The sequence below is a fragment of the Pseudarthrobacter phenanthrenivorans Sphe3 genome (assembly GCF_000189535.1).
Classification (GTDB): Bacteria; Actinomycetota; Actinomycetes; order Actinomycetales; family Micrococcaceae; genus Arthrobacter; species Arthrobacter phenanthrenivorans.
The window spans coordinates 1,713,299-1,734,523 of record NC_015145.1 but is presented as its reverse complement, the minus strand read 5'-3'; the positions used below and the strand labels follow the sequence as shown (position 1 = coordinate 1,734,523).

General features: G+C 68.1%; 18 protein-coding genes. 6 read left to right on the top strand and 12 right to left on the bottom strand.

Annotated elements, in window-relative coordinates; genetic code table 11:
* Nucleotides 1-56 precede the first annotated feature (56 nt).
* Both ASPHE3_RS07970 and ASPHE3_RS07965 read left to right on the top strand, forming a co-directional pair.
* The gene (locus ASPHE3_RS07970; RefSeq protein ID WP_013600717.1) at nucleotides 57-731 is read left to right on the top strand and encodes a potassium channel family protein; all 675 of its coding nucleotides are present in this window, start codon (nucleotides 57-59) and stop codon (nucleotides 729-731) included.
* Nucleotides 728-1,477, top strand: a complete 750-nt coding sequence (locus ASPHE3_RS07965) for a potassium channel family protein (protein WP_013600716.1) — start codon at nucleotides 728-730, stop codon at nucleotides 1,475-1,477. Before ASPHE3_RS07970 ends, ASPHE3_RS07965 begins: the two co-directional genes overlap by 4 nt.
* On the opposite strand, the gene ASPHE3_RS07960 is transcribed toward ASPHE3_RS07965, so the two are convergent.
* The 4 genes from ASPHE3_RS07960 to dut all read right to left on the bottom strand — a co-directional run bounded on the left by ASPHE3_RS07960 (nucleotide 1,474) and on the right by dut (nucleotide 4,003).
* A complete protein-coding gene (locus ASPHE3_RS07960; RefSeq protein ID WP_013600715.1) occupies nucleotides 1,474-2,298 on the bottom strand; it encodes a DUF3159 domain-containing protein in 825 nt (274 codons plus the stop codon). The two genes, ASPHE3_RS07965 and ASPHE3_RS07960, sit on opposite strands and share 4 nt — an antisense overlap.
* Complete coding sequence (locus tag ASPHE3_RS07955; RefSeq protein WP_013600714.1) at nucleotides 2,295-2,657, bottom strand: single stranded DNA-binding domain-containing protein; 363 nt, start codon at nucleotides 2,655-2,657, stop codon at nucleotides 2,295-2,297. The genes ASPHE3_RS07960 and ASPHE3_RS07955 overlap by 4 nt, the downstream gene beginning before the upstream one ends.
* On the bottom strand, nucleotides 2,650-3,363 hold the full coding sequence (locus ASPHE3_RS07950) for a DUF3710 domain-containing protein (RefSeq protein ID WP_013600713.1): 714 nt from the start codon (nucleotides 3,361-3,363) through the stop codon (nucleotides 2,650-2,652). Before ASPHE3_RS07950 ends, ASPHE3_RS07955 begins: the two co-directional genes overlap by 8 nt.
* Nucleotides 3,364-3,469: 106 nt before the next feature.
* Nucleotides 3,470-4,003: a dUTP diphosphatase gene (gene dut, locus ASPHE3_RS07945; RefSeq protein WP_013600712.1), complete on the bottom strand. Its 534-nt coding sequence runs from the start codon at nucleotides 4,001-4,003 to the stop codon at nucleotides 3,470-3,472.
* Nucleotides 4,004-4,119: 116 nt separating this feature from the next.
* Between dut and ASPHE3_RS07940 the strand changes: the two genes are divergently transcribed.
* On the top strand, nucleotides 4,120-4,608 hold the full coding sequence (locus tag ASPHE3_RS07940) for a DUF3093 domain-containing protein (protein ID WP_013600711.1): 489 nt from the start codon (nucleotides 4,120-4,122) through the stop codon (nucleotides 4,606-4,608).
* Between the two features lie 49 nt (nucleotides 4,609-4,657).
* Here ASPHE3_RS07940 and ASPHE3_RS07935 read toward each other — a convergent pair whose 3' ends face one another.
* The gene (locus tag ASPHE3_RS07935; RefSeq protein WP_013600710.1) at nucleotides 4,658-4,957 is read right to left on the bottom strand and encodes a DUF4193 domain-containing protein; all 300 of its coding nucleotides are present in this window, start codon (nucleotides 4,955-4,957) and stop codon (nucleotides 4,658-4,660) included.
* A 215-nt stretch (nucleotides 4,958-5,172) separates the two neighbouring features.
* Between ASPHE3_RS07935 and sepH the strand changes: the two genes are divergently transcribed.
* Nucleotides 5,173-6,519, top strand: a complete 1,347-nt coding sequence (gene sepH / locus ASPHE3_RS07930; RefSeq protein ID WP_013600709.1) for a septation protein SepH — start codon at nucleotides 5,173-5,175, stop codon at nucleotides 6,517-6,519.
* A gap of 16 nt (nucleotides 6,520-6,535) precedes the next feature.
* Here sepH and ASPHE3_RS07925 read toward each other — a convergent pair whose 3' ends face one another.
* Genes ASPHE3_RS07925 through ASPHE3_RS07910 form a run of 4 tightly spaced genes read right to left on the bottom strand, consistent with a single transcriptional unit; the run spans nucleotide 6,536 to nucleotide 11,965 of the window.
* Nucleotides 6,536-7,261, bottom strand: coding sequence for a thymidine kinase (locus ASPHE3_RS07925; protein ID WP_013600708.1), 726 nt, complete (start codon nucleotides 7,259-7,261; stop codon nucleotides 6,536-6,538).
* On the bottom strand, nucleotides 7,254-8,480 hold the full coding sequence (locus tag ASPHE3_RS07920; RefSeq protein ID WP_013600707.1) for an alkaline phosphatase family protein: 1,227 nt from the start codon (nucleotides 8,478-8,480) through the stop codon (nucleotides 7,254-7,256). The genes ASPHE3_RS07925 and ASPHE3_RS07920 overlap by 8 nt, the downstream gene beginning before the upstream one ends.
* Entirely contained in the window at nucleotides 8,480-9,220 is a 741-nt protein-coding gene (locus ASPHE3_RS07915; protein WP_013600706.1) for a DUF5998 family protein, read from the bottom strand. The genes ASPHE3_RS07920 and ASPHE3_RS07915 overlap by 1 nt, the downstream gene beginning before the upstream one ends.
* 42 nt (nucleotides 9,221-9,262) lie before the next feature.
* On the bottom strand, nucleotides 9,263-11,965 hold the full coding sequence (locus tag ASPHE3_RS07910; RefSeq protein WP_013600705.1) for a bifunctional acetate--CoA ligase family protein/GNAT family N-acetyltransferase: 2,703 nt from the start codon (nucleotides 11,963-11,965) through the stop codon (nucleotides 9,263-9,265).
* A gap of 78 nt (nucleotides 11,966-12,043) precedes the next feature.
* On the opposite strand from ASPHE3_RS07910, the gene ASPHE3_RS07905 reads away from it, so the two are divergent.
* Together ASPHE3_RS07905 and ASPHE3_RS07900 are read left to right on the top strand one after the other, a co-directional pair.
* Nucleotides 12,044-14,551, top strand: coding sequence for a DNA gyrase/topoisomerase IV subunit A (locus ASPHE3_RS07905; protein ID WP_013600704.1), 2,508 nt, complete (start codon nucleotides 12,044-12,046; stop codon nucleotides 14,549-14,551).
* A gap of 9 nt (nucleotides 14,552-14,560) precedes the next feature.
* Nucleotides 14,561-15,079, top strand: coding sequence for a DinB family protein (locus ASPHE3_RS07900; protein WP_013600703.1), 519 nt, complete (start codon nucleotides 14,561-14,563; stop codon nucleotides 15,077-15,079).
* On the opposite strand, the gene cydD is transcribed toward ASPHE3_RS07900, so the two are convergent.
* From cydD to ASPHE3_RS07885, 3 genes are read right to left on the bottom strand one after another with little or no spacing between them, the layout of a single operon-like run.
* The gene (gene cydD / locus ASPHE3_RS07895; RefSeq protein ID WP_013600702.1) at nucleotides 15,076-18,540 is read right to left on the bottom strand and encodes a thiol reductant ABC exporter subunit CydD; all 3,465 of its coding nucleotides are present in this window, start codon (nucleotides 18,538-18,540) and stop codon (nucleotides 15,076-15,078) included. The two genes, ASPHE3_RS07900 and cydD, sit on opposite strands and share 4 nt — an antisense overlap.
* A gap of 1 nt (nucleotide 18,541) precedes the next feature.
* Nucleotides 18,542-19,591, bottom strand: a complete 1,050-nt coding sequence (gene cydB, locus ASPHE3_RS07890; RefSeq protein ID WP_013600701.1) for a cytochrome d ubiquinol oxidase subunit II — start codon at nucleotides 19,589-19,591, stop codon at nucleotides 18,542-18,544.
* Between the two features lie 29 nt (nucleotides 19,592-19,620).
* A complete protein-coding gene (locus ASPHE3_RS07885) occupies nucleotides 19,621-21,168 on the bottom strand; it encodes a cytochrome ubiquinol oxidase subunit I (protein ID WP_049786120.1) in 1,548 nt (515 codons plus the stop codon).
* Nucleotides 21,169-21,225 lie beyond the last annotated feature (57 nt).

The following is a 21,225-nucleotide window of genomic DNA, read 5'->3' as shown; positions in this document are numbered from 1 at the left end:
GTGCTGGCGGTAGAGTTCTAGCAGCAGGACCTTGACAGGAATACAGAGGAGATACCGTGGCGCATTTCGTGATCATGGGATGTGGCCGCGTGGGGGCGACCCTGGCGCACACGCTGGAGGACGCCGGGCATTCCGTGGCCATCATCGACCAGGACGACCGCGCTTTCCGCAGGCTTCGGCAGGGATTCACGGGGCGCAAAGTCACCGGCGTGGGGTTTGACCGGGACACGCTGAAGCAGGCCGGCGTTGCCGAAGCCTATGCCTTCGCCGCGGTGTCCAGCGGTGACAACTCCAACATCCTCGCCACCCGGGTGGCACGGGAGACCTTCCACGTTCCGCACGTCGTCGCCCGCATTTACGATCCGGGCCGCGCCGAGATCTACCAGCGGCTCGGCATCCCCACCGTGGCGGCCGTCCGCTGGAGCGCTGACCAGGTGCTGCGCCGCATCCTGCCCGAACAGCACCTGGCCGGCGATTTCCGCGAACCCTCCGGGCGCCTGGTGCTCGCTGAACTGGACCTCGATTCAGGCTGGATCGGCCACCGCATCAGCAGCATTGAAAGAGCCGCCAATATCAGGGTGGCGTACCTGACCCGCTTCGGCGAGGGCCTCCTGCCCGACGCCGGAACCGCCTACCAGGACGGCGATACCGTCCACGCCATGCTTCAGGTTGACCGCAGCGCCCAGGTTGCGCAGATCCTGGCCAAAGCCCCCGCCAAGGAGTTGCAGTGAAAGTCGTGATCGTGGGCGCGGGCAGCGTCGGATCGTCCATCGCCAGGGAACTGCTGGCGCACAAGCACGAAATCCTGCTGATCGACCTCAAGCCGGAAGTTATCGGCCGGAGCGGCCTCCGGGGCGCGCACTGGCTGGTGGGTGACGCCTGCGAGCTGAGCACCCTCCAGGGAGCAAAGGTGGAGGACGCCGACGTCGTGGTTTCCGCCACCGGCGACGACAAGGTCAACCTGGTGGTCTCCCTCCTGGCCAAGACGGAATTCGGCGTCGGCCGCACGGTGGGCAGGGTGAACAACCCCAAGAATGACTGGATGTTCAACGACTCCTGGGGCGTGGACGTGGCCGTCAACACCCCCCAGCTCATGACCGCTCTGGTGGAGGAAGCCGTGGAGATCGGCGACCTTGTCCGGCTCCTCACCCTGCAAACGGGCGTTTCATCCCTGGTGGAGTTCACGGTTCCCCACGATTCGCACGTGATAGGACGGACCGTCGGGGACATCCGCTGGCCGGAGGATTCCACGCTGGTGGCCATCCTGCGCGATCACGCGCCCATCACGCCGAGCCGGGACGATGTCATTGACGGCGGCGATGAACTGTTCTTCGTGACCACCATCGCGGCGGAGGACGAACTGCGGGCACTGCTGTCCCGGGAGACGCCAGGTACGCTCACGACCACCGGTGTTCCGGAACCTGCAGGTTCCGGAACCGTCCAGCAGGCGCCGGAAGACGACGGCTTCGACGGTTAGGCGTCAGGCTTCAACGCCTCGCCCGCCTCGCCCGCGCCCTCGGCGTCGTTGGCCGGAGCAGGGCGGGTGACAAGCCAGGCGATCCAGACTCCCAGGATGTACAACGGTGCGCCCATGATCAGCCGGGTGGTGGCCAGTGCCGCGAGTCCGTCCGTGCCCATGAGGTACAGGGGAACCTGCACAACCAGGCGCAGCGCCAGCACCGCGACGATGATCCAGGTGCCCACCTGGTATGCCTTCACCCGGACGGGGTCCTTGCGCCAGTCAAGCCCCTCGTTGCGGATGAATCCGAAGAGCAGCCCCGCCACCGGCCACTTGACGGCAATGGAGAGCACCATGGCCAGGATGTAGGCGGCGTTGGTGAAGAAGCCCGGGAGGTAGAAGTCCTCCGCCTTGCCGGTGGTGTTGGCCAGCCAGGCAGAGATCCCGACGCCGACAACACCGGCGAGTGCCTGCGTCAGGGGCCGCCGCTGCACCAGCCGGACCACGGTGAACACCGCGGCGGATGCCAGCGCTGCCACGAGCGAGAGCGTCAGTTCACGGGTGATGGTGAAGGCCACGAGGAAAACCAGGCCCGGCACGATGCTTTCGGCTATGCCCTGGACTCCCCCGGCGCTGCGAAGCACATCCACACGTCCGTCGTGCGTCCGGTGGAGCCCCGCTTTGGCGGCATACTCCGCCGCGAAGCCGGCTACCGGGGATGGTTCCTGCGCGGGTCCCGGCGTCGCCTGGTTGCCGGATCCTTGGCGGTGAGCTGCCCTGTTGTCTGGAGCACCTGGCCCGGAAGGCCGGGAGGACGGGTCGGACTGGGGCGCGGTCATTCGTTCTCCTGGCTGGACAGTATTTCGTAGCGTGGGTTGAACATGGTGGGCATGCCCTGGCTCCGGGAAATCATTCCTTCGAGCCGCAACTCCGCCCCCGCTTCAATGCCCGGGACGTGCCGGCGGCCCAGCCAGACAACGCGGAGCCTGCCGCGGGCCGGCGCGGCGTGTCCGGACGGGGCCTTTGCGGCGGGCGGGTCGGCGACGATCGCGGTGAAGGCTGCTGCCTGATCCGCCGGAAGGAAGGTCACGGACTCCACGCGTCCTTGGCAAAGGACGCGGCCCTTGTCCGGGAGCTGGCCCAGGGAAAGCGGCGCGGCGGCACCGTGGGGCACATCACCAGCGGCAGGGTCAGCCAATCTGGGTAGTCTCCGGCCCACGTTCCGGTTCCTGGAGCGAAGGGGCTCCGGGAGGAGGCGTGGTGGATGCGTCCTTGGGCAGGCGCAACTGCAGAAGGTCACGCGGCGGCATGGGACTGCTGCCCCGCACCACCACAACCTGCCGGAACAGGGCCTCCAGCGGTTCCGCTGCCGCACGCTCCAGGGCTGCCGGGCCGCCCAGGACGCCGCGCAGGAACCACCGGGGACCGTCGATGCCGATGAACCGGGCCACCCGGTAGCCTTGGCTGCCGTCCGGCAGCCCTGCAGGAAGCTTCGCTACGAGTTCGGTGCCGAAGCCGCCGTCGAGCTCTTCCACCTGGCCGCCCTGTGCGCCCACGGACTGGCCGATCTGCTCACGGATTTCGTCCCACAGTCCCTCTGACTTGGGGGCTGCGAAGGCCTGGAGCTGCAGGCTCGAGCCGTTGAGGTCCAGCGTGACCGCCACAACCCTCTGGGTGGCTTCTTCCACCTCGAGGCGGAGCTGGAGCCCTTCACTGGGAGTCACCAGCAGGGCGCCGAGGTCAACGTAGCCGTCGCGGCTGCTGACTTCGGACTCGTCGAACGGGCCGTTTGCGCGGGGGCCGGTGACGGGTGCCGCCTCCCCGGCGGACTCTCCAGCAGCCAGGGAGTCGTCCGGTCCGGCGTCGTGTTCCTTCTTGGCTTTCCTGCCGAGCCCAAAGACCATCAGGGTGTCTCCTTAGTTGTGAAATATGCCGGTCCGGCCCCTGGCGGGTCCCGCCGTCGTGCTGTTCGCCCTCCCGCAACCACGCTGCAGGGAGCGGCGTCGTTCTTTACTGGGCTGGCGGCCGGCTGAAGCCGCCGGTGGACCCGAATCCGCCAGTGCCGCGCACGGATCCGCTCAATTCGCTGACTGGAATGAACTGCGCGTGCTCCACGCGCTGGATGACCATCTGGGCAATTCTATCGCCGCGGCGGAGCTCGATGGTCTGGGTGGCGTCGGTATTCAGGAGGGTCACCGCTATTTCTCCGCGGTACCCGGCATCAACTGTTCCCGGGGCGTTCACGATGGTGAGCCCGTGCTTGGTGGCCAGTCCGGACCGCGGATGGATGAGGGCCACGAAACCCTCCGGCAGGGCAATTGCCACTCCGGTGGGAACAAGCTTGCGCTCCCCGGGCTGCAGGACAACATCTTCCCTGGCGCGAAGGTCAGCGCCGGCGTCGCCCGGGTGTGCGTAGGACGGTGCCTCCAGGCCGGGATCCAGCATCTTCAGCTGGACCTGCAGGGTTGGGGCGGTTGCCGCAAGAGGCTCACCGGCGGCCACTGCTGGAGGGATGGTGTCGACGGCTGCGGAATGATCAGTCACAGTCACTCACTCTAACCCGCGCGCGCAGCTGGGACCTAGGCCACCGGCTCCCCGCCGCCACCAGGCCAGGGAGCGGCCGGGATGAAATAGGCGGGGAAAGGTGGAAAGCTTGGCTCATGCCCGAATCCAGTTCCGCAGCGCCCGTTCCCAGCACACCTCCCACCGGGTCCGCCGTGACGTACCGCGAGAAGCTGTGGCCCAATGCCTGGATCTGGATCATTGCCGCAGGGGTGTCCGGTGCTGGAATCCTGGTGTTTGCCCCTATCAGCGCAGCTGCCGGATACACGGCCGCAGTGGTGCTGTTCGCGATCATCGCGGCACTGCTGGTCCTTTCCACCCCCAGCATCGTGGTAACCGAAGAAACACTTACCGTGGGCCGTGCCACCATCGAGCGGCGCTTCGTGGGGGCCGTGCAGTCCTTCCGCAAAGAAGAAGCGACGGCGGAGCGGGGCACCCGGTTGAACGGCCTGGCATACCTCTGCATCCGGGGCTGGATTGATCCCGTTGTCAGGATCGACATCACGGACCCCTCCGATCCGACGCCGTACTGGCTGACGTCCACCCGGCGGCCGGATGAGTTGACGGCGGCGCTCTCGCGCAAGTAGCAGCACGCCCTCCTGCAGGACAGCCAGACCGGTCCGGGCGGCCGGAGAGTCAGCCCTCGCAGTCCTTGCAGTAGAAACGGCCGTCCTTTTCCCTGGCGATCTGGGAGCGGTGCCGCACCAGGAAACAGGAGGAGCAGGTGAACTCATCCGCCTGTGCCGGGACAACCTGGACCTGCAGTTCCTCGCCCGAGAGATCCGCCCCGGGTAGTTCAAAACTTGCCGCCAGCTCGCTTTCGTCCTCGTCCACCACCGCTACCGGCTTGTCCGACCGGCGCGTTTTCAATTCTTCCAGCGAATCGGAGTCCAGGTCCTCTTCGTTCTTGCGGGGAGCATCGTAATCGGTGGCCATTGCAGCAGCTGCCTTCTTCCTGTTGTGCCGCCAGGGTAACAACATCCTTGATAACGCCGGATGGCCAGCCTTGGTGCCCGGGCCGGAAACCTGTTCCGCCCGGCTTTACGCCCTGAAGTCCCGGAATATCGCGGCGCGCCCTGCCCCTTGACCCAAAACCCGTCCGGCGGGTGGCAAAGTTTCGATTGATAGTAATGCCAGGGTGGAGGATTTGTATGCAGGATCTACGGCTTGTAGGCGTACACGACGACGGGACTCACCTCCTGTTGAGCGGGGCCGGCGGCGAGATGTTCCAGCTGCCGATCGACGAAGCATTGAGGACGGCGAGCCGGTCGTCCGCCAAGCCGCGGGCTGACCGCCCCGCCGTGCCGATGTCCCCACGGGACATCCAGGCGAGGATCCGGGCAGGCGCAACCGCGGCGGATGTCGCGGAGCTCTCAGGCCTGCCCCTGGCCAAGGTGGAGCGCTATGAGGGGCCCGTCCTCGCCGAACGCGAATACGTGGCCCAGCAGGCCCGCAAGGTGGAGGTGGCATCCCCCTCCCCCGGGCACGACGCCTACCGGTCAGCGTTCGGCGACAATCCGGCAACCCTGGATGACATGGTGGCGCACCGGCTCGCGGCCCATGGCATCGATCCCGCCACAGTGGAGTGGGATTCGTGGCGGCGCCAGGACGGCACCTGGACCGTGTCTGCCACTTTCGAACCGAAGAACGGCGGGACCCCGGGCATCGGCGAAGAGCCGCCTGCCCTGTGGACCTTCAGTCCGGCCCGGAAATCCTTGCACAACGCCAACCGCTGGGCCCAGCAGCTCAGCGAGCTGGAGCCGTTGGACGGGCCGGTGCCGGCGCGCAGGCTTTCCGCCGTCTCGGACAGGCCCTTCGATTTTGAAACGGACGCGGACGCCGCACCCGGAAACCAGGCCGGCCACGCCGGGCAGCAACCCGGGAAGGACAAGGAATCGGACGGCCTCCTTGACATGCTGCGTTCCCGCCGGGGCCAGCGGCTGGGCGTGGACGAGGATTCCGACGACGCTTTGGCCCTGTTGCTGACGCATGGCGTGCCTGCCGCCCATCCGCGCCCTTCGGAAGTGGTGCCGGAAGCAGAGGCGGAAGAGACGGAACCGGGACCGGAACCAGACCAGGGGAACGCTCCTGCCGCCCAAGGCGATTCCTTCATCCGGCGGCGGGACGCCCGGCCGTCCATGCTCTCCCGGCTCAGCCTGATCCCCGCCCACCGCGACCCTGCCGATGAGAACCTGCGGCTGCATGACGGCGTGAGCACCGACACCCGGGAGATCACCATTGTGGCCTCTCCCCAGCGCCCCTCCGGCCAGGCTGAAACTGATGCGGCGGAAGGGCAGAAAACCGGCGCCACTGGTGGAGCCGGACTGGATGAGCTGCTGGGCGGAAACCCGCGGCGGCCCGCACCCAGGAACGATGACGCTTCCCCCACCACCGGCCAGCTTCCGGAGACGGGCGCCCCCGAGCGGCAGCCATCCAGGCCCAAGCGCTCCAGTGTCCCGTCCTGGGACGAGATAGTTTTCGGCACCCGGGGCGACTAAGCCACAACGGCCCGGTTCAGGCTCCCGGGCCTGTCCTGCCGGTGCCGCGCCAGAGGCAGGCATCCACTTCGAACGGCAGCAGTTGTTCCTGCTCTGCCATGAGATTCGCGCCGTGCGCCGTGACCCTGCGCATGAAGTGCCGCCGGCAGAGGGTTTCGTAGCCCACAACCGGCAGGTGATCCGGCGCTGCGGCGGCTGCTGCGTCCACGGCCATATCCACATCGCCCACCACCACCTGGGCACCCTCGGTGACCATGACGCCGTCCACCGTGCGGGCGTTGTGCGTGGCGCGGCGGCCGCACCAGCACAGTGCCTCCACCTGCAGGACCTGCACCCGGTCCGCCAGTTCAATCAGCCGCTGCGAGCCGGGAAAGAGGCGGGTGCGGAAGTCGGCGGTGATGCCGAAGGCAAAGACGTCCACGTCAATCTCGTCCACGACCTTGGCCAGCTGCTCCACCTGCTCGGGAGTGTAGAACTGCGCCTCGTCGCAAATCAGGTAGTCCACGCGCTGGCCCTGGGTGCGCCGGCGCATGACTTCTTCCCAGAAATCGGTGCCGTCCGCGACCTCAACGGCGTCCGTTTCCAGGCCGAGGCGGCTCGAGATGCGGGACTCGCCGGCGCGGTCGTTCCGGCTGAAGCGCACCCCGCCGCGGCCGCGGGCACGGTGGTTGTAGTCCATCTGCAGGGCGAGCGTGGATTTGCCGCAGTCCATGGTGCCGGAGAAAAAGACCAATTCAGCCACGGCGGGCACTCCTGCCGCCTGCCGGGAAGCACAAGAGCGGGACCTCCCGCTCAGCCTTGGTCAGTGAGCCGTGCTGGCCCACTACCTCCATTGCGGCAGGGCGGACCCGCCGCGTGTCATAGAGCGCGAGCTCATCCCGGGCGGCGATCATCACGTCACCGATCCGGCCTTCAACGGCGGTCCGGACGGGTCCGAACAGACCAGCCGCAATGGCTTCTTCCCGCGTGAAGGCCCAGATGCGCGCACCGAACCGTGCCCGCCAGGCAGCGAGCAGCCGATCGCGCGACGCTGGTCCGGCGTCGTCCTGTTCGAGGTAGAGGTGCAGCATCCTGGGTTCGCCTGCTGTATGCCGGACGCCCTCCACCAGCGAGGGGTCCGCCGGGAAGTCGATCCGCTGCTGTTCCGGAACGTCAAGCATGCCGTGGTCCGCGGTCAACAGGATGGTGGTGCCCGCCGGCAGGGAGGCATTGAGGCGCTTCATGGTGGCATCCAGTTCCTCAAGCTGGTGCTCCCACTGCTCCGACTGGCAGCCGAAGCGGTGTCCGGCCTTATCCAGTTCGTTGAGGTAGAAGTACATGAGCGCGGGGCCCGGCCTGGCCAGGACCTCGGCAGCGGCAGCAGTCCGGGCGTGCGGCGTGGTGGCGGGCACGAAGGCGCCGCCGCGCAGGGCGGCCCGGGTCATGGGTGAATCGCCGAACTGGGGAAGGCTGACGGTGGTGACGGCCGCCTGCTCCGCGGCACGCTCCAGGACAGTGGGAAACGGCTGCCAGGCAAGCGGGTCCACACCGGCGTCCCAGTTGCCGAGCAGGTTGACTACTTTGTCCTGGTCAGGGTCCAGGACGTCATAGCCCACCATGCCGTGCTGCCCGGGGGGAAGCCCCGTGCCGAAACTTGCCAGCGCCGCGGCGGTGGTGGAAGGGAAAGCGGAGTCCAGCCAGACCGGGACGTCGCCCTGCCCGGCCTGGATGACCGACCGCAAAAAGGGTGTGTGGGCGGACTTTTGCTTGAGCAGGTTCCGGCCCAGTCCGTCGGCCACCACCACGCAGACCCGGGATGCAGCAGGAAGGCCAAGGGTGTTGGCGAAACCCTCCAGCCCGAGGCTCGCTGCGGCGCTGCCCAGCACGTCCGCCACTGAACGGCGGCCGTACGCCGGCGCGGGCGGCAGGTCCGGAGACGGGGAAGTTGCGGGAGCGGTGACCGTGCGGCGTTCTTCCGGCATCAGCGCTGCTGGTGCCCGCGGCTCAGCCGGTTGCCGAAGACGCCGGACCGCGGACGCGGTGGCATGGACTGGATGTGCGGCACCGGCGCGGCGGAGCCGGTGTTGACGGCGCGCAGCGCGCGGGCGAAGAGCTTGGCGTCCTGGACTGCCTGCAGCCCGTCCGCCTCGGCGCTGATCCGCAGGACAATGTCCTCCTGCGCAATCGTGCCGCTGTAACCGTGGTCCGCTTCGCACTGTGGGTCGCCGCAGCTTGCAGGTCCCATGTCCAGCCGCTGTCCGCCGGACCAGGCAATGGACAGGGTGACCTCGCGTACCGGGTCTGACGGTTTGTAGTTCTGCGGCTGGGCGTACATGTAGCTGAGGACCACTGACCGGATTTGCGCCACGGGGACGGATTCGGTGGAGATCTGGGCCACGATCTGTTCGCCGGCCTCATCGAGCTGCTGATCGTCCACGTGGGTGATCACCAGCATGTCCGAGGTCAGCACCAGCACGGTGATGTGGCGGCGCACCTCAGCCCGGTCAAAGTGGGTCTCCAGGTGCACCAGGTGGGCAACACAGTCGCGGCCGTCCAGGGCATCATCCACCACGTCGGCCACGAGGCGGGGGTAGAAACCCGCCTTCTGGAGCGCGCCGTCCAGGCTTTGGCCCTGGGCGCTGTGGTTGTGTGAGCTGTGGCGGACGGCCTGGTTTTCATTGCCGGGCGTTTCGGGCGCCGACGCGGGAGGCTGTGAGCTCATTCCCCCATTTTCACAGATGGGCCGGTCACATGGCTAACCGCGTCAGCCGAGCATCGCCCTGCGGGCACTGTCGGTGCGGTGGGCAGCGTTGCCGATCCGCACATCAGCGGCCAGGATCACGGCACCGGAGACGCCGCAGAGCACGGGGTTGAATTCCACCAGGGCAATCTCGGGGTGGCTGTCTTTCAGCCAGGCCAGCCTGCCGGCAAGGTCCTCCAGCGCTGCGACATCAACGGGCGGGAGGCCCTGGTAGCCGAAGAGTTTGCGGGCTGCCCGCGGAGCGCGGATGAAATCGTGCACGTCGGCTGCGGACAGCGGTGGCACCCGGTGCGCCCAGTCATCCAGCAGGTTGACGGCGTCGCCGGCCAGGCCGAACGAAATGACAGGCCCCAGCAGGGGGTCCTCGATGGCCCGGAAGGTGCAGGCCTGCCCGACCGGTGCCATGCTCTGGACTTCCAGTGCAGGGTCGCCGTAGCGGGACAACGTCCGCCGCATCTGCACCACGTTGGCGCGCAGGGACTCGGGGTCCTGGATGTCCAGTCGCACTCCCCCGAGGTCGAGCCGGTGGCGCAGCGACGGGTCGGTGGTTTTCAGTGCCACCGGCCACCCAAGCGTGTCGGCGGCCGCCACCGCCTCGTCAGGGGTGTCAAAGCCCTTAGAGGGCAGCACGGTGATGCCGTAGTGGCCCAGCAGTGAGGATGCGGCAGCCTGGTCCAACTGTTTGAGCTGGTCCCCTCTCACGTCCCGCAGGAGGGTTTCAAGCTCATGCCGTGCGCTCTGCGGATCGCAGCCTTCCGGTTCCACGAAATGGCCCTGGTCGCGCGAGACCCACTCCGAGTACCGCACCACGGCTGCGAGCGCGGCCACGGCGGCCCCGGGGTTCGAAAAGCAGGGGACGGCCTGGCCGGCAGGTTTGGCAGGGTCCGGGGCACCCACCATGCCTTCCACGTAGACCGAGGGATCGAGGATCCCCGTGAAGGCGGCCACGACAGGTTTCCCCGCTTTGACGGAGCATTCGGCAAGCACTTCGGCGATGGTGTCCACGGTGAGCCCGCGGGCCGGAAGCAACGCGGCAACGGCACCATGGACGGCATCGGACTCCAACGCGGCCAGCAGTTCACTCCGCAAGGCCGGCAGGGCAATCGACTGGCCGGCGTCGAGGTCCACCCCGGCCACCAGCTGCGCGACTGTGAGCCCGTGGGAGGAGGCACTGTCCGCAACGACTTTCCCCAGCGCCTGGGAGTTGCTGCAGATGGCCAGCCCCGGCCCCGCGGGCAGCGGCTGGCCTGAGACCACCTGGGCCACGTCCATCAGTTGCTCGATGGTTTCCACCCTGATGACGCCGGACTGGCGAAGCATGGCGTCGAGGGCGCCGGCCGGTGCCTGCGTGGTGCGTACGGCGTGCCCCGGCGGCAGCCGCAGGCCCATGGCGTCGGACTTGGCCACGATGACGGGCTTGATCCGGGCCAGGCGCCGGGCCAGGCGGGAGAACTTGCGCGGGTTGCCGATCGATTCAAGGTAAAGGCCGACCGCGGAAGTGTCGGAGTCATCTTCCCAGTACTGCATCATGTCGTTGCCGGACACGTCGGCGCGGTTCCCGGCGGACAGGAAGGTGGACAGGCCCAGCCGGCGGCGGCTCGAGGCGGCATAGAGGGAAACGCCGATCGCGGCTGACTGGGAGAACAGCCCCAGGCCGCCCCGCAGCGGCAGCGTGGGCGCCATCGACGCGTTCAGTGACACGTCGGGGTGGGTGTTCACGATTCCCAGGGATGCCGGGCCGATCACGCGCATCCCGTTGGCCCTGGCCTGCCGCACCAGGTCCCGCTGCCGTAGGAGGCCGCGTTCGCCGTCGTCCGCGAAGCCTGCCGAAGCGATCACCAGGCCCTTCACCCCTGCCGCCGCACAGTCGGCCACGACGGCGGATACTTCCTCGTAGGGGACGGCGACCACCGCCAGCTGCACCCGCTCCGGGACTTCGGAAAGCCTGCCGAAGGACATCATGCCCGCCAGCTCCAGGGCCTCGGGGTTGATGGCGTAGACCGGCCCGGGGAAGCCGCCCTCAATGATGTGCTCCAGCAGCTGGTACCCCACCGTCCCCCACTTCCGGCTGGCACCGATCACCGCAATGGACGACGGCGTCAGCAGGTCGCGCACGCTCCTCGCCTCTGCGCGGTGCTCGCGGGACTCCATCACGGCCCGTGATTTTTCCGTGGGGTCGATGTTGAACTCCAGGCTCACCACGCCGTCGTCGAAATGGCGCTTGACATCATATCCGGCGTCGGAGAACACCATCAGCATCTTGCGGTTTTCCGGCAGCACCTCGGCGCTGAAGCGGCGGATTCCGTTTTCATGGGCTGCGGCGGCGAGGTGTTCCAGCAGGATGGAACCGATGCCCCTGCCCTGGTGCGAGTCCGCGATGTTGAAGGCCACTTCGGCCTCGGCGGGGTCGTCCAGGCGGTCATACCGGCCGATTCCCACGATTTCTCCGCCAATGGTGATGACGAACGCCACGCGGTCCTTGTAGTCCACTTCGGTGAACCGCTTGAGCTCCTTGCTGGAGAGCTTGGCCTTGAAGGCGAAGAAGCGCATGTAGATTGAGTTCTGGGACTGTCCCATGTGGAACTTCTGGACGGCGTCCGCGTCCGAGGGGTGGATGGGCCGCAGATGCGCGGTTCCACCGTCGCGCAGGACGACATCGGCTTCCCAATGTTCCGGATATTCGCCGTCCACGGGCTGTTCCACCATAGGCTTAGCCTAGCCAAAAACTCCCGCAACACATCCCCCATCGGCTGCAACAGCACTGCAGAAGGATTTACCAGCCCCATGGCCCGCCGCCAAAGTTCAGCCCCTCCCGCGGACAACACCCCTTACACGGAGAACATCGTGGACATCGATGTGACCTCCGAAATGGAGGGTTCCTTCCTGGAGTACGCATATTCGGTGATCTACTCCCGGGCCCTTCCTGACGCCCGTGACGGGCTCAAGCCGGTGCAGCGCCGCATCCTGTACATGATGAGCGACATGGGCCTGCGCCCTGACCGGGGCCACGTGAAGAGTGCCCGCGTGGTGGGCGAGGTGATGGGCAAGCTGCACCCGCACGGCGACACCGCCATTTACGACGCCATGGTGCGCATGGCGCAGGACTTCTCGCTGCGGCTGCCCCTGATTGACGGGCACGGGAACTTCGGCTCGCTCGACGACGGCCCGGCGGCGCCGCGGTACACGGAGGCGCGGCTGGCGGCGGCGGCCCTGACGCTCACCGACCACCTTGACGAAGACGTGGTGGACTTCGTCCCCAACTACGACAACCAGCTGACCCAGCCGGATGTCCTGCCGGCCGCTTTCCCCAATCTGCTGGTCAACGGGGCCACCGGCATCGCCGTCGGCATGGCCACCAACATGGCCCCGCACAACCTGGTGGAAGTCATCTCGGCCGCCCGGCACCTGATTGCCAACCCGGACGCCACGCTGGATGACCTCATGCGCTTCGTGCCCGGCCCGGACCTGCCCAGCGGGGGGCGGATTGTGGGGCTGGACGGGATCCGCGACGCATATGCCACCGGGCGCGGGTCGTTCAAGACTCGGGCCAAGGTGGAGGTGGAGCAGCTGTCCGCGCGCCGGACCGGCCTGGTGGTCACCGAACTGCCGTACATGGTGGGGCCTGAAAAGGTCATCGAGAAGATCAAGGACGCCGTCAACGCCAAGAAGCTGACGGGCATCAGCGACATCGTCGACCTGACGGACCGCAAGCACGGCCTGCGCCTGGTCATCGAGCTCAAGAACGGCTTCAACCCCAACGCGGTGCTCCAGCAGCTCTACCGCTATTCGCCGATGGAGGACTCCTTCGGCATCAACAACGTCACGCTGGTGGACGGCCAGCCGCAGACCCTTGGCCTGGTGCAGCTGCTCACGGTGTACGTGAACCACCGGATCGATGTGGTGCGCCGGCGGACGGTGTTCCGGCTGGGGAAGAAGAAGGACCGCCTGCACCTGGTGGAGGGCCTCCTCATCGCCATCGTGGACATCGACGAGGTCATCCAGATCATCCGGTCCTCGGACGAGGCCGCGGCAGCCCGGGCCCGGCTGATGTCCATCTACGACCTCACGGAAATCCAGGCCAACTACATCCTGGAGCTCCGGCTGCGCCAGCTGACCAAGTACTCCAGGATCGAGCTGGAGAAGGAGCAGGACGAGCTGCGCCGCGAGATCGCGGAGCTGGAGGCCATCCTTGGGTCGGAGGAGCGGCTCCGGACCCTGGTTTCGGATGAGCTGGGCGCCATTGCCGAGGAGCACGGCACCCCGCGCCGCACCGTCCTGCTGGAATCCGAGGCCGTGTCCCCCACCATCGCCGCCGACCTTGCCCTGGCCGCCGGGAAGAAGGGCAAGGCAGTGCCGCTGGCCTTGGAGATCGCGGACGACCCGTGCTGGGCCATCCTGACTGCGTCCGGGCAGATCGCGCGTACCAGCAACCAGGAGCCGCTGGCGGAAGCGGGGCCCCGGACCAAGCACGACGTCTTTACTTCCGTGGTGAAGACATCGGCACGCGGCGAGATTGCCGCCGTCACCTCCCAGGGGCGCATGCTGCGCCTGCAGGTGATGGACATGCCGGTCCTTCCGCCGATGTCAGGGCTTCCCAACCTCGCCGGCGGAGTCCCCGCCAAGGAATTCCTGACGCTGTTAAAGGGGGAAACCCTGGTGGCCTTCGCTCCGCTGGACGAAGTGCTGGCGGTCGGCACCGCGCAGGGCGTGGTGAAACGGGTCCAGCCGGACTATCCCCTGAACCGGGAGGACTGGGAGATCATCTCCTTGAAGGACAAGGACTTTGTGGTGGGGGTTGCCCCCGCGGGGGCCGACGATGCAGAACTGGTGTTCCTTACCAGCCAGGCCCAGTTGCTGAAGTTCGCCGCGGCCAGCGTGCGGCCGCAGGGCCGCACGGCGGGCGGCATGGTGGGCATCAAGCTGGCCGCCGGCGACCGCGTATTGTTCTTTGGTGCCGTCCAGCCCAAGGACGAGGCCGCCGTCGTTGTGACGATTGCCGGCACCACCGGCGCGCTTCCGGGAACGGCCCCGGGAACGGCAAAGGTCACCGCGTTCTCGGAGTACCCGGCCAAGGGGCGCGCCACGGCCGGTGTGCGGGCCCACCGTTTCCTGAAGGGTGAGGACACCCTGTTGCTGGCCTGGGCGGGCCATGGGCCTGCCAAGGCTTCCTCCGCCGCGGGCGTTGCCCGGTCCCTGCCGCAGGAGCACGGACGGCGGGACGGGTCCGGCGTGCCGCTCTCCCAGCCGGTGGATGCGGTGGGTCCCGCCATGGCCTGGCAGGATCCCGCCTAGACTGCTTGCATGCCTATCGTTCCTGATGAGAAGGACTGGACCTGGGTCCTGACGCGTCCCTGCCCGGAGTGCTCGTTTGATGCCTCCACCGTCACCCCGTCCACGGTACCGGGGAGCATTGAAAATATGCTGCCCCGCTGGCGGGCCGTGCTGCGCAGGCCGGACGCGGTGGAGCGCCCCGACGACCACACCTGGTCACCGTTGGAGTACGCCTGCCATGTCCGGGATGTTTTCAGCCTTTTTGACCAGCGGCTGAACCTCATGCTGGATTCGGACGACGCACGGTTCCAGGACTGGGACCAGGACCGGACGGCCATCGAGAAGGACTATGCCGGCGCCGATCCCGCCGTGGTGAGCGCCGAGCTGACGGCGGAGGGCAAGCAGGCCGCAGAGTCCTTTGCCGGTGTCCGGGAAGCGGAATGGGGCCGGAAAGGGCTGCGCAGCAACGGCTCCGAATTCACCGTGCTCACCCTGGCCCAGTATTTCCTGCACGACGTGGTCCACCACCTTCACGACGTCAACGGCTAACGCTCCCCTGCCGCCGCATACGCTGGCGCCGCGCTGCCCGGCTCCTCGCCGGGACGGGCCGTTAGCACCAGCCGTGCGTCCTCCGCGTGGATGTCCGCCGGGTTGTGGGTCACCAGCACTACGGTGCGCGTGCGCAGCCCCATGCGAAGGTCCGCGAGCATTGCCCGCGCCGCTTCAGCATCGAGGTGCGCCGTCGGCTCATCCAGCAGGATGACCTCGGCTCCCGTCATCAGGGTGCGGGCCACGGCCAGCCGCTGCCGTTCCCCGCCGCTCAGGAAGGCCCCGCCGGGACCAATCCTCGTGTCCAGCCCTGCGGGCAGCCGCTCCACCAGGCCGGACAGTCCGACGGCGGCGAGCACCGCGCGAAGTTCGTCGTCGTCCCCCTGCCTTCCGTCTGCTGCGGCCTGCCCTCCTGCCGGCCGGCCCAGCAGCAGGTTGCCGCGGATGGTCGAGTCAAAGAGGTGCGCCTCCTGGGGGCACCAGGCGGCCCGGCCGGTCACCCGGGCCTGCCCCGCCGCGGGCGGGAGGAAGCCAAGCAGCACAGAAAGCAGGGTGGACTTGCCGGAGCCGGAAGGCCCGGTCACTGCCAGCCAGCGGCCCGGTTCCGCCACGGCATTGAGTCCGGCGAACACCGGCGCACCGCCCGGCCAGGCAGCCGAAAGGGCGGCGAGCTCGACGCCGGGAGTCCCGCCATGGCGGGGCGGCACCTGCTGCAGGCCGTCGGCGGAGATCGCTCCGGACGTAAGAGGATCGTCGTCCAGGGCGCCGGAAGCGGCGACGCGCCGCAGGACGGTCTGCAGCGCCGGGAACTGGCGGACCGCCGTCGTCATGGCCGCGTAGGGTTCCACCAGCGCGAGAAGCAGCAGCACGACGACGGCGGCCGTTGCGGGCTCGAGCCGGCCGGCAAGGACGGCGGGAGCTGCCAGCCAGGCCGCTGCCAGGGCTGCCGCGCAGCAGGAGGCGGTGGTGAACGCGTGCCCCAGGCCGTCCGCCCAGGCGGACCGCTGGGACGCCCGGGTGGCGCTGCGGTCCTGGGCGCGCAGCCCGGCCAGCACCGGTGCCGCAACACCGTTGGCCTGCAGTTCGGCGCGGGCGTCAAGGGCAGCGGAAATGCGACGCAGGACCCCGGACTTCAGGAGCTGCTCGGCGGTGGCCGATTTCCTGTCCGCCCAGAGCGCCACCGCCGGGGCCAGCACCAGGCTTGCCGCGGCGGCGGCCAGCACGGCGGGGAACGCCTCCGGCACCAGCAGCCAGGTGGTGGCCAGCGCCAGGACGGACACCGCAACGGCGGTGACGGGCGGCAGCACAACGCGCGGCAGGAGGTCGCGGACGGTATCGACGTCGTCGATCACCGTTCCCAGGACGTTGCCGCCCTGGAGCAGGCGGCGAAGGGCGAGTGCCCTGCGGCTCAACGTCTCCCAGAGCCGGCCGCGGAGCAGGGTGAGTGCCGCGAACACGGCATCGTGCAGGAGGAGCCGTTCCCAGTAGCGGAGCACGGCCCGTCCGATCCCGAAGAACCGCACCCCCACGATGGCAGTGAGCAGGTACAGGATGGGAGGCTGCTCGCTGGCCCTGATGATCAGCCAGCCGGACAGCCCGGACAGGGCAACGGCGAAGACCGCTGCGAGGGTGCCTACAGCAGCTGCCGCGGCAAACCGGCCGCGGACCGGGGCCAGGAGCGCCGCAAGCAGGCCCGGGACGGTGCGGCTGGCGCTGGGGCCGGCGGCAGCTGCCGGGGCTGCCGGTGCGGTTGCTGGTGTGGCCGCCAGTTTCGCGTTCGCGGCGGCGGCCTGCGGTGGCCGGGCGGCGTCCTGCGGGACCCGGGCGGCGTCCAGCGCGGCCCCGGCGCCGGGGGCGGTGGGCCCGGCTGTGCCCACCGGCACCAGATGGTCGGCGAGGCTGCGGGTGCGCTGGTTGTGCGCCACCAGGATGACGGTGACGCGGCCGCGGAGTCTGCTGATGGCGTCTTCAACCGCCCGGGCCGAGCCGTCATCCAGGTGCGCAGTGGGCTCATCAAGCAGCAGGACAGTGGCCCCGGCCTCAATCCTGGCCAGCCCCCGGGCAAGGGCCACCCGCCGCAGCTCACCCGGGCTGAGCTCCGCAGGGTGCTGGTGCTCCAGGTGGGCTGCGGCGGCCCGAGCCAGGCATTTCCGGGCAGTTTCCTCCACTCCGGCGCGTCGGAGGCCGTGCAGCTCACCGGAAACGTAGAGCGCCACCTCCTCCAGCACAGTTTCCGCAAGCATGACAGGATGCTGCGGCACCCAGGCCAGGGTGCTGCGGTCAAGGCCCTCGAGGGTTCCGGTGACGGAAGTGCCGGCACCGTGCCCAACCGTCCCGGCCAGTACGCCAAGGATGGTGCTCTTGCCTGCGCCGCTGGGCCCGTCCAAGGCGGTGATCCTGCTCTGGGGCGCGGTGAAGCTGATCGGTCCGACGGCGGGGCCGGACCGTCCGCTGTAGCTCACCGTCAGGCCGTTGACAGTGACCGGCGCCCCGGGCCGGCCGGCCTTGGCTGCCGGAAGCGGACTCGGCTCCGGCGCCTCCGTGACCGCGGTGGTTTGGGCCAGGGCCACCCTGCCGTCGTCGCTGGCATGGTGGGCGGTACCCAGCTCACGCAGCGGAAGGTAGCAGTCCGGTGCCAGGATCAGGGCCAGCAGGCCGGCTTCGAGCGGCATATCGCCGTGCACCAGCCGGACGCCGATGAAAACTGCCACCACGGCCACGGAAATGGTGGCGATCAGCTCCAGCGCCAGCGCCGACAGGAAGGCGGTCCGCAGGGTCCCCATGGTGCGGACCCGGTACTCTTCCGAGATTTCCTCCAGGGCCTTGCGCTGGGCAGTGGCGCGTCCCAGTCCCACCAGGACCGGCAGGCCTTTGGCCAGTTCCAGCATGTGGGCGGAGAGCCGCGCCAGGGATGCCTGCGCTTCCCGGACATTGTCTTCCGTGTAGCGGCCGATCAGCACCATGAACAGCGGCACGAGCGGTACCGTCAGGACAATCACCACCGCGCTGACCCAGTCCGCGAAGAGGATCCTCGCGCCCAGCAGCAGCGGAATCGCGGCACAGTTCACCAGCGCGGGCAGGAACTGCGTGTAGTAGTTGTCCAGCGCGTCCAGGCCGCGGGTTGCCAGGACCGCCAGCCCGCCGTCCGCGGGCCCGGTCCCCCGGGCGCCGTTGCGAAGCGCCCTTTCGAGAAGTCCGGCGCGCAACTCCTCCTTGATGCCGAGTGCCGCACGGCGGGCTGCTACCGCCTGCCCCCAGACGGTCAGGGAGCGCAGGACCACGCCGGCCAGCCCCCAGGCAAGCTGCCCGTCCCAGCGCTGGTCTCCCGCTACCAGGCCCGCAAGGACCGAGGCCACCGCCTGGGCCATCAGGACCAGTGACAGTGCCTTCAGGGCTGCCAGCAGGCCAAGAAGGTAGAGGGCGGAGCGGGTTGCCGGGCCTGGCGGGAGGGTTGGACGCATGTCAGCCTTTGTTGGTGAGGGCCTTGGCGGCAATGGCCGGCAGGAAGCTGTGCGCCTCCGGGATGTGTGCTGAGCTGACCCGCGCCCGGAAGACCCAATAGGTCCAGGCCTGGTAGGCGATCACCAGGGGCAGGCCGAACGCGGCCACAACACTCATCAGGCCCAGAGTGTAGTCCGAGGATGAAGCATTGGAAATGGTCAGGTCAAAGGCGGGATCAAGGGTGGAGGGCAGCACCACGGGGAAGACCGCACCGAAGATGGACGCCGTGCCGAGCAGCAGAAACGCACCCAGAGCCAGGAACGCGCGCCCCTCAGCGCCCTTGCGGCCCAGTATCCAGGCGGCGGCCGCAGCGGCAACGGCCAGGAGGACAAGAACCCAGGTCCACGGCGTACCATCCAGGAACTGAACGCTGAGGGCCCATGCGGCGATGGGCAGCAGCAGGACCGGCAGCAGCCTGACGAACCAGCGGCGCGCGCGGTACCGGACCTCGCCGTCGGTTTTCAGCGCCAGGAACGCGAGGGCATGCACCAGGGAGAAGCCCACCACCGCCAGTCCGCCAAGCACCGCGTAGCCGCTGAACCACGCCAGCGGGCCACCCTCACGGTCGCCGTTGGCGTTCAGGGGAAGTCCGGTGGTGGTGAGCGCCAGTGCCGCGCCCACCCCGAACGCGGCGAAGAAGGACCCCAGGGCAATGGCCCAGTCCCAGCGCGCACGCCACTGGTCGGTGTCCACCTTGCCGCGGTATTCAAAGGCAACGGCACGGAAGATCAGTGCCACCAGCACCACCAGCAGTGGGAGGTAAAGGGCCGAAAACAGGGAGGCGTACCAAAGGGGAAAGGCGGCAAAGGTGGCGCCGCCGGCGGTCAGGAGCCACACCTCGTTGCCGTCCCAGACCGGGCCGATGGTGTTAAGCAGCACCCTGCGTTCGGTGTTGTTGCGGGCGAATATCCTCATGAGCATTCCGACGCCCAGGTCGAAGCCCTCCAGGAAGAGGTACCCGGTCCACAGCACGGCGATGGCGATGAACCAGATGGTTGGCAGCAGTTCCATTCTTCTTTTCCTCTGCTTTGGTTCGCGGCTTAGTAGGCGAAGGCCAGGACGTCGTCGGCAGCTTTTGTGCCGCCCTGTCCACCGGGGCCAGGGGTGGCATCCTCGTTTTCGTCCACAGGCGCGTGGACCAGTTCCGGCATGGCGGACACCACTCCGCCGCGGATGTACTTGACCAGCAGCTTGACCTCGACAACCAGGAGGACTGCGTAGACAGCGGTCAGCGTGACCAGCGAGGCGAGGAGCTCCCCGGCGGAAACGCCCGGTGAGACGGCGGCGGCGGTGAACATAAAGACCTGGTCGATGCCGTTCGGGTCGGGGTTGGGTGCCACCACGAACGGCTGGCGTCCCATCTCGGTGAAGATCCAGCCGGCGGCGTTGGCTCCGAACGGGGCGAGGATGCCGAAGACTGCCAGCCGCATGAGCCACGGGGATTCGGGGACGGTGCCCTTCCTGGTGATCCACAGGGCCACCAGCGCTGCCAGTGCGGCAAGGCCGCCGAAGCCGATCATCATCCGGAAGCCCCAGTAGGTGACCTCCATGACCGGCAGGTAGTCGATTTCCTGGCCGGCGCGCTCGCCGTAGATCGGGTTGTCCGGCAGGTGGGTGCCGTACTTCTCCTGGTATTCGGGCAGGAGGCTGTTGACGCCCTGGACTTCGGTGGTGAAGTCGCCCTTGGCCAGGTAGGAGAGGATGCCGGGGACTTCGATCAGTGCCACGATGTCGTCGCAGTTTTGCGAACCGAGGTTGCCAATGCTCAGGACGGAGAAGCCGGTACCGTCGTGGCAGGCCGCTTCTGCCGCGGCCATTTTCATGGGCTGCTGCTCAAACATCAGCTTGCCCTGGAGGTCGCCCGTGAGGGCGGTGCCGGCGAAGGAGATCATGGCAACTACGGCTCCGATGCGCAGGGACCGCAGCCAGACCTTGTGGTCGTCGCGGTCGCGGCCGGGAATGTCTGCTGCTTCCCCGGGAATCACCCTGCCATCGGCACCGACGGTATCGACGCCGTCGCGCCGCCTCCGCCACAGGTGGTACCAGGCGATGCCGAGCAGGAAGCCGCCGGCCACCGCCAGGGCGCCGAACAGGGTGTGGGGCACCGCTACGAGTGCGGTGTTGTTGGTGAAGACGGCCCAGGCGTCGGTCATCACGGGGCGGCCGTCGATCATCTCCACGCCCACGGGGTGCTGCATCCAGCTGTTGGCCACGATGATGAAGTAGGCGGAGAACACGGAGCCAACGACGGCGATCCAGAGGCAGGCGAGGTGGATGGCAGGCTTGAGCTGCTTCCAGCCAAAGATCCACAGCCCCAGGAACGTGGACTCCACGAAAAAGGCCAGCAGCGCTTCCAGGGCCAGCGGTGCGCCGAAGACGTCTCCGACGAACCGGCTGTACTCGCTCCAGGCCATGCCGAACTGGAATTCCTGCACGATGCCGGTGGCCACGCCCATGATGAAGTTGATGAGGAAGAGCTTGCCCCAGAACTTGGTCATGCGGAGGTATTCGGTTTTGCCGGTACGGTGCCAGGCCGTCTGCATCACCGCCACCACCAGTCCCAGTCCGATGGTCAGCGGGACCATCATGAAGTGGTAGACGGTGGTGATACCGAATTGCCAGCGTGCGATTTCCAGCGCGTCTAA

What these genes read in the sequence shown, in the direction of transcription:
- ASPHE3_RS07960 (WP_013600715.1), bottom strand. Translation starts at nt 2,298, where the DNA reads ATGACCGCGCCCCAGTCCGACCCGTCCTCCCGGCCTTCCGGGCCAGGT.
- ASPHE3_RS07950 (WP_013600713.1), bottom strand. Translation starts at nt 3,363, where the DNA reads ATGGTCTTTGGGCTCGGCAGGAAAGCCAAGAAGGAACACGACGCCGGA.
- ASPHE3_RS07940 (WP_013600711.1), top strand. Translation starts at nt 4,120, where the DNA reads ATGCCCGAATCCAGTTCCGCAGCGCCCGTTCCCAGCACACCTCCCACC.
- ASPHE3_RS07935 (WP_013600710.1), bottom strand. Translation starts at nt 4,957, where the DNA reads ATGGCCACCGATTACGATGCTCCCCGCAAGAACGAAGAGGACCTGGAC.
- sepH (WP_013600709.1), top strand. Translation starts at nt 5,173, where the DNA reads ATGCAGGATCTACGGCTTGTAGGCGTACACGACGACGGGACTCACCTC.
- ASPHE3_RS07920 (WP_013600707.1), bottom strand. Translation starts at nt 8,480, where the DNA reads ATGCCGGAAGAACGCCGCACGGTCACCGCTCCCGCAACTTCCCCGTCT.
- ASPHE3_RS07915 (WP_013600706.1), bottom strand. Translation starts at nt 9,220, where the DNA reads ATGAGCTCACAGCCTCCCGCGTCGGCGCCCGAAACGCCCGGCAATGAA.
- ASPHE3_RS07910 (WP_013600705.1), bottom strand. Translation starts at nt 11,965, where the DNA reads ATGGTGGAACAGCCCGTGGACGGCGAATATCCGGAACATTGGGAAGCC.
- ASPHE3_RS07905 (WP_013600704.1), top strand. Translation starts at nt 12,044, where the DNA reads ATGGCCCGCCGCCAAAGTTCAGCCCCTCCCGCGGACAACACCCCTTAC.
- ASPHE3_RS07900 (WP_013600703.1), top strand. Translation starts at nt 14,561, where the DNA reads ATGCCTATCGTTCCTGATGAGAAGGACTGGACCTGGGTCCTGACGCGT.
- cydD (WP_013600702.1), bottom strand. Translation starts at nt 18,540, where the DNA reads ATGCGTCCAACCCTCCCGCCAGGCCCGGCAACCCGCTCCGCCCTCTAC.
- cydB (WP_013600701.1), bottom strand. Translation starts at nt 19,591, where the DNA reads ATGGAACTGCTGCCAACCATCTGGTTCATCGCCATCGCCGTGCTGTGG.
- ASPHE3_RS07885 (WP_049786120.1), bottom strand. Translation starts at nt 21,168, where the DNA reads ATGATGGTCCCGCTGACCATCGGACTGGGACTGGTGGTGGCGGTGATG.